Annotated in this window: 13 protein-coding genes; all 13 read right to left on the bottom strand. The window is 58.4% G+C overall.

Annotation, left to right across the window (positions count from 1 at the left end; genetic code table 11):
- The coding region (locus DBR24_RS04915) for a glutathione S-transferase N-terminal domain-containing protein (RefSeq protein ID WP_177490443.1) at window positions 1-226 on the bottom strand (226 nt) is incomplete at its 3' end.
- 105 nt (window positions 227-331) lie between these two features.
- Window positions 332-1,243 carry a LysR family transcriptional regulator gene (locus DBR24_RS04910; protein WP_123470073.1) on the bottom strand — a complete coding sequence of 304 codons (912 nt, stop codon included), beginning with the start codon at window positions 1,241-1,243 and terminating at the stop codon, window positions 332-334.
- A 124-nt stretch (window positions 1,244-1,367) separates the two neighbouring features.
- Window positions 1,368-3,200, bottom strand: coding sequence for a glutamine--fructose-6-phosphate transaminase (isomerizing) (gene glmS, locus DBR24_RS04905; RefSeq protein WP_123470086.1), 1,833 nt, complete (start codon window positions 3,198-3,200; stop codon window positions 1,368-1,370).
- 2 nt (window positions 3,201-3,202) lie between these two features.
- Window positions 3,203-3,979, bottom strand: coding sequence for a DeoR/GlpR family DNA-binding transcription regulator (locus tag DBR24_RS04900; RefSeq protein WP_123470087.1), 777 nt, complete (start codon window positions 3,977-3,979; stop codon window positions 3,203-3,205).
- Between the two features lie 215 nt (window positions 3,980-4,194).
- Window positions 4,195-5,562, bottom strand: a complete 1,368-nt coding sequence (gene glmU / locus DBR24_RS04895) for a bifunctional UDP-N-acetylglucosamine diphosphorylase/glucosamine-1-phosphate N-acetyltransferase GlmU (protein WP_128614073.1) — start codon at window positions 5,560-5,562, stop codon at window positions 4,195-4,197.
- 118 nt (window positions 5,563-5,680) lie between these two features.
- Entirely contained in the window at window positions 5,681-6,106 is a 426-nt protein-coding gene (locus DBR24_RS04890) for a F0F1 ATP synthase subunit epsilon (protein WP_007954164.1), read from the bottom strand.
- A 45-nt stretch (window positions 6,107-6,151) separates the two neighbouring features.
- A complete protein-coding gene (atpD, locus tag DBR24_RS04885) occupies window positions 6,152-7,531 on the bottom strand; it encodes a F0F1 ATP synthase subunit beta (RefSeq protein ID WP_025112247.1) in 1,380 nt (459 codons plus the stop codon).
- Window positions 7,532-7,558: 27 nt separating this feature from the next.
- Complete coding sequence (atpG, locus tag DBR24_RS04880; RefSeq protein WP_008084419.1) at window positions 7,559-8,419, bottom strand: F0F1 ATP synthase subunit gamma; 861 nt, start codon at window positions 8,417-8,419, stop codon at window positions 7,559-7,561.
- 50 nt (window positions 8,420-8,469) lie between these two features.
- Complete coding sequence (atpA, locus tag DBR24_RS04875; protein WP_123470091.1) at window positions 8,470-10,014, bottom strand: F0F1 ATP synthase subunit alpha; 1,545 nt, start codon at window positions 10,012-10,014, stop codon at window positions 8,470-8,472.
- A 21-nt stretch (window positions 10,015-10,035) separates the two neighbouring features.
- Window positions 10,036-10,572, bottom strand: a complete 537-nt coding sequence (locus DBR24_RS04870; protein ID WP_007911956.1) for a F0F1 ATP synthase subunit delta — start codon at window positions 10,570-10,572, stop codon at window positions 10,036-10,038.
- A gap of 12 nt (window positions 10,573-10,584) precedes the next feature.
- Complete coding sequence (locus DBR24_RS04865) at window positions 10,585-11,055, bottom strand: F0F1 ATP synthase subunit B (protein ID WP_007954149.1); 471 nt, start codon at window positions 11,053-11,055, stop codon at window positions 10,585-10,587.
- Between the two features lie 59 nt (window positions 11,056-11,114).
- Window positions 11,115-11,372 carry a F0F1 ATP synthase subunit C gene (atpE, locus tag DBR24_RS04860; protein WP_003097235.1) on the bottom strand — a complete coding sequence of 86 codons (258 nt, stop codon included), beginning with the start codon at window positions 11,370-11,372 and terminating at the stop codon, window positions 11,115-11,117.
- A 133-nt stretch (window positions 11,373-11,505) separates the two neighbouring features.
- The coding region (gene atpB, locus DBR24_RS04855) for a F0F1 ATP synthase subunit A (RefSeq protein ID WP_128614072.1) at window positions 11,506-12,283 on the bottom strand (778 nt) is incomplete at its 5' end.

Genomic DNA, 12,283 nt, shown 5'->3' with positions numbered 1-12,283 from the left:
CCAGATACACCAGAATCGCGTTGGAATCGGCCAGTACCACGCCGTTGTCATCAATCGCCGGCACCTGGCCGAAACTGTTGATGGCCAGGTAGGGCGCCTGTTTGTGCTCACCTTTCGCCAGATCGACGAGGATCAGCTCAGTAGGCAGTTGCAACAGGGACAACATCAATTCGACCCGGTGGGCGTGGCCGGAACGGGGGAAGTTATAGAGTTTGATCGCTTGCATGGTCGACTCCGCTGGACAGTGGCGCCGTTACGGGAATGACAGCGCCGATGGGAGTCATCTTCCACCTATCGGTAAAACTACAGAATAACCAGCAAATGCAATCAATTATTTCAGCAGGCGCAATAGTGCCGGGTGTTCGCGCAGGGCGTTGACCGCGAAGTCGACGAAACTGCGTATGCGCGCGGGGGCCTTGCGCCCGCCTTGGTAGACCACGTGGATCGGTAATGGCGGCAATTCGAATTCGGCGAGGACAATTTCCAGCTCACCTGCGGCCACCTTGCTCGCCACTTGATAGGACAGCACCCGGGTCAACCCCAGCCCCAGACATGCTGCGGCGATCGCGGCCTGATTGGCGGTGACCACCAGACGCGGCTCCGGACGCACAACCAGCGACTCACCGCGTTCAAGAAACGGCCAACTGCGCGTCTGACCAGTGGCGGACGTCGCCACCACCGGTAAACCTGCCAGCGCCTGGGGATGTCGGGGACGGCCATGTTCGGCGAGAAATTGCGGCGAGCCGCACACCACCCGGCGCACCTCACCCACCCGAATCGCATGCTGATTGCTGTCCGGCAGCTCACCGATGCGCACCGCCACATCAATCCCCTCCTCGACCATGTTCACCACCCGGTCGAGCAGCAAGGCATTGATCGAAACATCCGGATACTGCGCCAGATACCCGGCCATCACTGGTGTGACAAACAACTCGCCGAACAACACCGGCGCCGTCACTGTCAGCTGGCCACGGGGCTCGGCGTGGCTGCCGGCGGCGGAATCCTCGGCCTCCTGCACCTCGGCGAGAATCCTGCGGCAGTCTTCCAGGTAACGCTGACCGGCTTCAGTGAGATGGACTGTGCGCGTCGTGCGAACCAGCAATTGCGTACCGATCCGTTGTTCCAGTGCCGCGACTGCGCGCGTGATGCTGGCGGCCGACAGTCCAAGACGCCGTGCCGCCGCCGAGAAGCCTTGCTCTTGCGCAACGGTGGCGAAGGTGTGCATTTCCTGGAAACGATCCATGGGTCGACTCTCGCTTGAAAATCAAACGATCACAGCCTGCGGCAGTACCTACAGGGTGAACGCCAATACCTTGTAGGAGCTGTCGCAGGCTGCGAATTTTTCCGCTATCTCAACTGTGGATAACTTATTCCACGGTCACCGACTTCGCCAGGTTACGCGGCTGGTCGACGTCCGTCCCTTTGAGCACGGCGACGTAGTACGACAGCAATTGCAGAGGGATGGTGTAGAGAATCGGCGAAAGGATGTCGTGGATGTGCGGCATCTGCACCACGTGGGTGCCTTCGCCGTTGGTCATCCCGGCCTTCTCGTCGGCGAACACGATCAGTTCGCCGCCACGGGCACGGACTTCCTGCAGGTTGGATTTGAGCTTCTCCAGCAGTTCGTTGTTCGGCGCCACGGTGACCACCGGCATGTCGTTATCCACCAGCGCCAGCGGGCCGTGTTTCAGTTCACCGGCCGGATAGGCTTCGGCGTGAATGTAGGAGATTTCCTTGAGTTTCAGCGCACCTTCCATCGCCACCGGGAATTGCGCGCCACGGCCGAGGAACAGGGTGTGGTTCTTCTCGGCGAACAGTTCGGCGATTTTTTCCACCGTGCTGTCCATCGCCAGTGCTTCACCCAGGCGGGTAGGCAGGCGACGCAGTTCTTCCACCAGACGGGCTTCAACGCCCTTGGCCAGGGTGCCACGCACCTGACCCAGCGACAGGGTCAGCAGCAACAGACCGACCAGTTGCGTGGTGAAGGCTTTGGTCGAGGCCACGCCGATTTCGCGGCCGGCCTGGGTCAGCAGAGTCAGGTCGGATTCACGCACCAGCGAACTGATGCCGACGTTGCAGATCGCCAGGCTGGCGAGGAACCCCAGCTCCTTGGCATTACGCAGCGCGGCCAGGGTGTCGGCGGTTTCGCCGGACTGCGAGATAGTGACGAACAGGGTGTTAGGCTGCACCACCACTTTGCGGTAACGGAATTCGCTGGCAACTTCGACCTGGCACGGAATCCCGGCCAGTTCTTCGAGCCAGTAACGGGCAACCATACCGGCGTGGTAGCTGGTGCCGCAGGCCACAATCTGCACGTTGCGCACTTTGGCGAACAGCTCGGCGGCTTGCGGGCCAAAGGCCTGTACCAGCACTTGATCATGGCTCAGGCGACCTTCGAGCGTGCGCTGAACCACCGTCGGTTGCTCGTGGATTTCCTTGAGCATGTAGTGGCGGAACTCACCCTTGTCGGCGGCCTCGGCACCGTCGCTGTACTGCACGGTCTGGCGCTCGACGGCAGTACCGTTTACATCCCAGATCTGCACGTTATCGCGGCGAATTTCGGCGATATCGCCTTCTTCCAGGTACATGAAACGGTCGGTGACCTGACGCAGCGCCAGTTGATCGGAGGCGAGGAAGTTCTCACCCAGTCCCAGGCCGATCACCAACGGGCTGCCACTGCGCGCAGCGACCAGACGATCCGGTTGTTGTGCATTGATCACCGCCAGACCATAAGCGCCGTGCAGTTCCTTGACCGTGGCTTTGAGCGCGACGGTCAGGTCCGGTTGATCTTTGAGTTTGTGGCTGAGCAAATGCGCGATGACTTCGGTGTCAGTGTCCGAGGTGAATACATAACCCAGCGCTTTGAGTTGTTCACGCAGGGCTTCATGGTTCTCGATGATGCCGTTGTGCACCACCGCGATATCGCCGGAGAAATGTGGGTGAGCGTTACGTTCGCAGGGCGCACCGTGGGTGGCCCAGCGGGTGTGGGCGATGCCGAGGCGACCGACCAGCGGATGCTCGGCCAGTGCGGTTTCAAGCTCGCTGACTTTGCCCGGACGGCGCATCCGCTCAAGGCTTGCGTCATTGGTGTACACCGCCACACCGGCGCTGTCATAGCCGCGGTATTCGAGGCGCTTGAGACCTTCGAGCAGGATGGCGGTGATATTACGTTCAGCAACTGCGCCGACAATTCCACACATGCTTATTTCTCCTGACTGACAGCCGCGCAAATCACGGTGATACCGCGGGCCTGAATCTGATCGCGTGCATCGTTAGGCAGGCGATCATCGGTAATTAGGGTATGGACGCTGCTCCAGGGCAGCTCCAGATTGGGGATCTTGCGGCCGATCTTGTCGGCCTCGACCATCACGATGACTTCCCGCGCCACTTCCGCCATTACCCGGCTCAGCCCCAGCAGTTCATTGAAGGTCGTCGTGCCGCGTACCAGATCAATACCGTCGGCGCCGATGAACAACTGGTCGAAGTCGTAAGAGCGTAGTACCTGCTCGGCGACCTGGCCCTGAAAGGACTCCGAATGCGGATCCCAAGTGCCGCCGGTCATCAACAGCACCGGCTCGTGCTCGAGTTCACTCAAGGCGTTGGCAACGTGGAGGGAATTGGTCATGACCACCAGACCCGGCTGCTGGCCGAGTTCGGGGATCATCGCGGCGGTGGTACTGCCGCTGTCGATGATGATGCGTGCGTGTTCGCGAATGCGCTTGACCGCCGCCCGGGCAATCGCCTGTTTGTATTTGGAAACGCTCTGGGCAGTTTCTGCCACCAGCTCTTGCGGCATGGTGATCGCCCCGCCATAACGACGAAGCAACAAGCCGTGGCTCTCCAGTGCGGCCAGATCCTTGCGAATCGTAACTTCTGAGGTTTCGAAGCGCTTGGCCAATTCGTCCACACTGACTTCGCCCTGCTCGTTGAGCAAGGCGAGGATGTTGTGACGGCGCTGGGGCGTGTTGCGTTTCGACATGGCGATATAAGTTTCGATTCGAAAGATAACGGAAGCAATCAAAACCTATCGGCCCTGAATCGTCAAGCGGGCACTCAATAAATATTCTGTGGATAAAAGCATTGCGGGCAAGCCCGCTCCCACCTGGATTCGCTGTGTTTGAAGATCTGTCCTTCAACACGAATCCTGTGGGAGCGGGCTTGCCCGCGATGGCACTCGAACGGCCTGTGTATAACTCAGCTTTTCTTGATCTTCTCCGGCCGCTTCCAGCCGTCGATGTTCCTCTGGCGAGCACGACCCACCGCCAACTGCGCGTTATCCACATTTTGGGTAATCGTCGAACCGGCAGCAGTGGTTGCACCGTCAGAGATATCCACAGGCGCGACCAACGAGTTATTGGAGCCGATGAACACATCGGCACCCAACACGGTTTTCCACTTGTTGGCGCCGTCGTAATTGCAGGTGATGGTGCCGGCGCCGATGTTGGTGCGTGCACCGATGTCGGCATCACCCAGATAGGTCAGGTGACCGGCCTTGGCGCCCTCGCCCATGTGGGCATTTTTCAGTTCGACAAAGTTACCCACATGCGCGCGCGCTTCGAGCACAGTGCCTGGACGCAGACGTGCAAACGGTCCGGCATCACTGCCCTCGCCCAAAACAGCACCTTCGATATGACTATTGGCCTTGATCACCACGCCTTTGCGCAGGGTGCTGTCCTTGATCACGCAGTTCGGGCCGATCACCACATCGTCTTCGATGACAACGTTGCCTTCGAGGATCACGTTGATGTCGATCAGCACGTCGCGACCGACGGTCACTTCGCCACGCACATCAAAGCGCGCCGGGTCGCGCAGCGTCACGCCTTGGGCCATCAACCGACGGCCAGCGCGCAACTGGTAATGACGCTCCAGCTCGGCCAGTTGCCTGCGGTCGTTGGCGCCCTGCACTTCCATCGGGTCGTGCGGTTGTTCGGTGGCCACGACCAGACCATCGCTGACCGCCATTTCGATCACGTCGGTCAGGTAATACTCGCCCTGGGCATTGTTGTTCGACAGTCGACTCATCCAGTCGGCCAGACGGTTGGCCGGCACGGCGAGGATGCCGGTGTTGCCTTCAGTGATCGCGCGCTGCGCTTCGCTGGCATCCTTGTGCTCAACGATGGCCGCCACCTTGCCGTCGGCGTCCCGCAAGATACGGCCGTAACCGGTCGGGTCATCCAGTTCGACGGTGAGCAAGCCCATCTGTCCAGGCACGACGTGCTTGAGCAGACGTTGCAGGGTTTCGACTTCGATCAGCGGCACGTCACCGTACAGAATAAGCACGGTATCCGCGCTGATGAACGGCACCGCCTGCGCGGTGGCATGACCGGTACCCAGTTGCTTGTCCTGCAGGACAAAATTCAGATCGTCGGCGGCCAGACGCTCACGGACCACATCGGCACCATGGCCGATGACCACATGGATGCGCTGTGGATCGAGTTGCCGGGCGCTGTGGATAACATGCCCCAGCATGGAGTTGCCGGCAATCGGGTGCAGCACCTTCGGCAGCGCCGAACGCATGCGGGTGCCTTGACCGGCCGCGAGGATAACGATTTCGAGAGACATGACTGGCTACCAATCCTGGGTGGTCAGCAACTGCGACCGGGTTCTGGGAATTCGGAAAAGAAAAAAGGGTAGCCGAGGCTACCCTTTTTTATCAATCGCACAACAAGCGGCTGACGGATTAACCGCCAAACTTCTTGCGGATCTGCTGGACGGTGCGCAGCTGAGCTGCAGCCTCGGCCAGACGTGCGGACGCAGCTCCGTAATCGAAATCTGCGCTCTTCTCGTGCAGAGCAGCCTCGGCAGCCTTGAGAGCTGCTTGAGCCTGAGCTTCATCCAGGTCGGCGGCACGTTGCACGGTATCGGCAAGCACCTTGACCATGTTCGGCTGAACCTCGAGGAAACCACCGGAGATGTAGAACACCTCGGCTTCCCCGCCTTGCTTGATCAGGCGGATCGGACCTGGCTTCAGATTAGTGATCAGCGGCGCGTGACCCAGAGCGATACCAAGATCACCCAGTGCACCGTGCGCAATCACCATCTCGACCAGGCCGGAAAAGATTTCCCCTTCCGCGCTGACGATATCGCAATGGACTGTCATAGCCATCTGATTGCCTCAACCTAAATTAGCGCCCGTTGCCGGGCGCCGGGATTACAGTTTCTTGGCTTTCTCGATCGCTTCTTCGATGCCGCCAACCATGTAGAACGCTTGTTCTGGCAGGTGGTCGTAGTCACCGTTGAGGATGCCTTTGAAGCCAGCAATGGTGTCTTTCAGGGAAACGTATTTACCCGATGCACCGGTGAAGACTTCAGCCACGAAGAACGGCTGCGACAAGAAGCGCTGGATCTTACGAGCACGGTTTACCAACTGCTTGTCGGCTTCCGACAGCTCGTCCATACCCAGGATCGCGATGATGTCCTTCAGCTCTTTGTAACGTTGCAGAACGTACTGAACGCCGCGAGCGGTGTCGTAGTGGTCCTGGCCGATTACGTTCGGGTCCAGCTGGCGCGAAGTCGAATCCAGTGGATCTACCGCTGGGTAGATACCCAAGGAAGCGATGTCACGGGACAGAACGACGGTGGCGTCCAAGTGGGCGAAGGTGGTCGCTGGCGACGGGTCGGTCAAGTCGTCCGCAGGTACGTATACCGCTTGGATCGAGGTGATCGAACCTTCCTTGGTCGAAGTGATACGTTCTTGCAGAACGCCCATCTCTTCAGCCAGGGTCGGCTGGTAACCTACTGCCGAAGGCATACGGCCCAGCAGTGCGGATACTTCGGTACCGGCCAGGGTGTAACGATAGATGTTGTCGACGAACAGCAGAACGTCGTTACCTTCGTCACGGAACTTCTCGGCCATGGTCAGGCCGGTCAGAGCTACGCGCAGACGGTTTCCCGGCGGCTCGTTCATCTGACCGTAAACCAGTGCCACTTTGTCCAGAACGTTGGAGTCCTTCATCTCGTGGTAGAAGTCGTTACCCTCACGAGTACGCTCACCCACACCGGCGAACACGGAATAACCGCTGTGCTCAATGGCGATGTTACGGATCAGTTCCATCATGTTTACGGTTTTGCCTACACCGGCACCACCGAACAGACCGACTTTACCGCCTTTGGCGAACGGGCAAACCAGGTCGATAACCTTGATGCCGGTTTCCAGCAGGTCGTTGCCGCCTGCTTGCTCAGCGAACGAAGGCGCTGGACGGTGAATGCCCCAACGCTCTTCGGTGTCGATCGGGCCAGCTTCGTCGATCGGGTTGCCGAGGACGTCCATGATCCGGCCCAGGGTCGCTTTACCGACCGGTACGGAGATGGCTGCGCCAGAGTCGGTAACTTCCAGACCGCGCTTCAAGCCCTCGGTGGAACCCATCGCAATGGTGCGAACCACGCCGTCGCCCAGCTGCTGCTGAACTTCCAGAGTGGTTGCGGCCGCGCTTTGTACAGTCAGCGCGTTGTAGATGCTCGGTACGCTGTCGCGTGGAAATTCCACGTCGATAACGGCGCCGATGATTTGAACGATACGTCCGCTACTCATAGCTGGATCCTCTGAATATTTGAACCGTTAAACCGCGGCAGCGCCGCCGACGATTTCCGAGATCTCTTGGGTGATCGCAGCCTGACGCGCCTTGTTGTAGATCAGCTGCAAATCGCTGATCAAATCACCGGCGTTGTCGGTAGCGTTCTTCATCGCGATCATCCGCGCAGCTTGTTCAGCCGCGTTGTTCTCGACCACCGCCTGGTAGACCTGCGACTCAACGTAGCGGACCATCAAGCCGTCAAGCAGCTCTTTGGCATCCGGTTCGTAGAGATAGTCCCAGTGGTGCTTGAGATCCTGATCCGGGGTAGCCACCAGTGGAATCAACTGCTCCACGGTAGGCTGCTGCGTCATGGTGTTGATGAACTTGTTGGATACCACGGACAGGCGGTCAATACGGCCGTCCAGGTAGGCATCCAGCATCACCTTGACGCTGCCGATCAGATCATTGATCGACGGCTCTTCACCCAGGTGGCTGATAGCTGCAACGACGTTACCGCCGAAGTTGCGGAAAAAGGCCGCACCCTTGCTACCAACGACACACAGATCAATCTCGACGCCGTTTTCGCGGTTTACCGCCATGTCCTTGACCAGGGCCTTGAACAGGTTGGTGTTCAAGCCGCCGCACAAACCACGGTCACTGCTCACAACGACATAACCGACACGCTTGATGGCGCGGTCGATCATGAACGGGTGGCGGTATTCCGGGTTGGCGTTGGCCAGATGCCCAATTACCTGGCGGATACGTTCCGCATAAGGACGGCTAGCAGCCATGCGCATTTGTGCCTTGCGCATTTTGCTGACCGCCACTTTTTCCATGGCGCTGGTAATCTTTTGCGTGCTTTTGATGCTCGCAATCTTACTGCGAATCTCTTTTGCGCCTGCCATGTAACACCTATCAGGTTAGCAAGCGGGAGCCTCGCGGCTCCCGCTGCGGCTTACCAGGTTTGGGTGGCCTTGAACTTCTCGATACCGGCTTTCATGCCAGCGTCGATTTCGTCATTGAAGTCACCTTTAACGTTGATCTTCGCCATCAAATCGGCGTGATCGCGGTTGAAGAAAGCAATCAGCGCTTGTTCGAAGCTGCCGATCTTGGCGATTTCAACGTCAGTCAGGAACCCACGCTCAGCGGCATACAGCGACAGCGCCATGTCAGCGATCGACATTGGTGCGTATTGCTTCTGCTTCATCAGCTCGGTAACGCGCTGACCATGCTCAAGTTGCTTGCGGGTCGCTTCGTCCAGGTCAGAAGCGAACTGGGCGAATGCCGCCAGTTCACGGTACTGAGCCAGAGCGGTACGGATACCACCGGACAGCTTCTTGATGATCTTGGTCTGAGCGGCACCACCCACACGGGATACCGAAACACCGGCGTTCACTGCAGGGCGGATGCCCGAGTTGAACATGGCCGATTCCAGGAAGATCTGACCGTCGGTGATGGAAATCACGTTGGTCGGAACGAACGCGGAAACGTCGCCAGCCTGGGTTTCGATGATCGGCAGTGCGGTCAGGGAACCGGTTTTGCCGGTCACTGCGCCGTTGGTGAACTTCTCTACGTATTCTTCCGAAACGCGGGATGCGCGCTCCAGCAGACGGGAGTGGAGATAGAACACGTCGCCTGGGTAAGCTTCACGGCCTGGTGGACGGCGCAGCAGCAGGGAAATCTGGCGGTAAGCCACTGCTTGCTTGGACAGATCGTCATAAACGATCAGCGCGTCTTCACCGCGGTCGCGGAAGAATTCACCCATGGTGCAACCGGAGTACGGTGCCAGGAATTGCAGCGCAGGAGATTCCGAAGCACTGGCAGCCACGATGATCGTGTTGGCCAGGGCGCCGTTTTCTTCCAGCTTGCGAACCACGTTGGCGATGGTCGATTGTTTCTGACCGATGGCTACGTAGACGCAGAAAATGCCGCTGTCTTTCTGGTTGATGATCGCGTCGATCGCCAGAGCGGTTTTACCGATCTGACGGTCACCGATGATCAGCTCACGCTGGCCACGGCCGACAGGGATCATGGCATCGACAGCCTTGTAGCCAGTCTGTACAGGCTGGTCTACCGACTTACGCCAGATCACGCCCGGAGCAACTTTCTCGACCGCGTCGGTCAAGGTGTTGCCCAGTGGACCTTTGCCGTCAACAGGGTTACCCAGTGCGTCGACTACGCGACCCAGCAGTTCCTTACCAACCGGAACTTCGAGGATGCGGCCGGTGCACTTGGCGCTCATGCCTTCAGCCAGAGACTGGTAAGCGCCCAGTACAACGGCACCTACGGAGTCTTGCTCCAGGTTGAGGGCCATACCGTAGACGCCGCCCGGAAACTCGATCATCTCGCCGTACATGACGTCGGCCAGACCGTGAATCCGCACGATACCGTCAGATACGCTGACGACAGTGCCTTCGTTACGGGCTTGGGAGGTCACATCGAGCTTGTCGATGCGGCCCTTGATAATTTCACTTATTTCGGAAGGATTGAGTTGCTGCATTGCTCTGCTGCCCCTTCAAACTCAAGATTTCAATGCTTCGGCAAGTTTCGCGATTTTTCCGCGAATCGAGCCATCGATAACCAGGTCGCCGGCGCGGATAACGACACCACCTATAAGGGCAGCATCCTCCGCAACTTGCAGGCGCACTTCCCGGTTGAGTCGTGCACTGAGAACCTTGGCGAGTTTGTCTTGCTGTTCTTGGTTCAATGCAAAAGCACTGGTCACTTCAACGTCTACCGACTTCTCTTGTTCGGCCTTGTACAGGTCGAAAAGAGCGGCAATCTCCGGCAGAAGCGGGAGACGGTCGTTTTCGGCAACGACATTGATGAAGTTCTGTGCCTTGGCATCAAACTTGTCGCCGCACACGTCAATGAACGTGGCGGCCTTTTCTGCGCTCGTCAGTCGCGGGGCCTTGAGCACGCGCTGCATGGTGTCGTCTTGCGACACCGCTGCAGCCAGGCCGAGCATGGCTGACCAATTGGCCAGTTGCTGGTGGGCCTGAGCGTGCTCGAAGGCCGCCTTAGCGTAAGGTCGGGCCAACGTGGTCAGTTCTGCCATGATCGCCCTCGCTTAGATTTCAGCAGCCAGTTGGTTAACCAGCTCTGCGTGCGCGTTTTGATCGATTGTGGCACCCAGGATCTTCTCGGCGCCGCCGACAGCCAGCAAGCCCACTTGGGCGCGCAGCTTGTCTTTGACACTGTTCAGTTCCTGTTCGATCTCGGCTTGAGCCTGAACCTTCACACGGTCAGCGTCGACACGGGCCTTTTCAACGGCCTCTTCGACAATCTGGTTACCGCGTTTCTTGGCTTGCTCGATGATTTCAGCTGCCTGAGCTTTCGCTTCGCGCAGTTGCTGACCCGCTTTTTCTTGGGCCAACTCCAGGTCGCGAGCTGCACGGCTGGCAGCGTCCAGACCATCAGCGATCTTCTTTTGACGTTCGTGCAGAGCTGCGATGACCGGAGGCCATACGAACTTCATGCAGAACAGTACAAAAATCAGGAACGCAACGGACTGGCCAATCAGGGTCGCATTAATGTTCACGCCAACACCTCGCAGTTACGTTGTCCATCACATCAAATTACTCGGAAGAATCCGGGTAATTAGCCAGCGATCTGACCAACGAACGGGTTCGCAAAGGTGAAGAACAGAGCGATACCAACACCGATCATGGTTACGGCGTCGAGCAGACCGGCAACGATGAACATTTTAACTTGCAGCATTGGGACCATTTCTGGCTGACGCGCTGCGCCTTCCAGGAACTTGCCGCCCAGCAGGCCGAAACCAATTGCGGTACCCAGTGCGCCCAGGCCGATCAACAGTGCAACAGCGATAGCGGTTAGACCAACTACAGTTTCCATCTTTCCTCCCGACTTTTACGTCGTATGGTTTAGGTTTTTTAGATTAAAGCGGTAAAACAAATCGTTTCAGAGGCCCGGTTAAGAGCCCCCTCCCGTTTGACCGGGAGGGACATCAGATCAGCCGAGGCTGCTCTTAATGGTTTTCTTCGTGCGCCATCGACAGGTAAACGATGGTCAGCATCATGAAGATGAACGCCTGCAGGGTGATGATCAGGATGTGGAACACAGCCCACGCCCACTGCAGAACAACGCCCAGGCCACTCAGCCAGAGCAGGCCGCTGCCGAACATCACAGCGATCAGAATGAACACCAGCTCGCCGGCATACATGTTGCCGAACAGACGCAGAGCCAGGGAGATCGGCTTGGCGATCAGGGTCACGAATTCCAGCAGGAAGTTCACCGGGATCAGCAGGGCTTGAACGAAGATGTTCTTGCTGCCGAACGGGTGCAGGGTCAGTTCGCCGATGAAGCCGCCGAGGCCCTTGACCTTGATGCTATAGAAAATGATCAGTGCGAAAACCGAGAACGCCATACCCAAGGTCGCGTTCGGGTCGGTGGTCGACACGGCGCGGAACGGGATGTGGTGGTCGCCGGAGATCAGGATGGCCAGCTGAGGAATCCAGTCGACCGGTACCAGGTCGACGGCGTTCATCAGGAACACCCAGACGAAGATGGTCAGTGCCAGCGGTGCGATCACCGGGCTACGGCCATGGAAGCTGTCTTTCACGCTGCCATCGACGAATTCGACCAATACTTCAACGAAGTTCTGCAAAGCACCTGGCTGACCCGAAGTCGCTTTCTTTGCCGCCATGCGGAAAAGAAGAACGAAGATCAGACCCAGCGCGACCGACCAGCCGAGGGTATCGACGTGGAAAGCCCAGAAGCCCATTTCCTTGGCTTCTGCTGCGGAA

Source organism: Pseudomonas sp. HMWF006 (assembly GCF_003061205.1).
In the GTDB taxonomy this organism is placed as follows: domain Bacteria; phylum Pseudomonadota; class Gammaproteobacteria; order Pseudomonadales; family Pseudomonadaceae; genus Aquipseudomonas; species Aquipseudomonas monsensis.
This window is presented reverse-complemented; position numbering and strand designations above follow the sequence as displayed.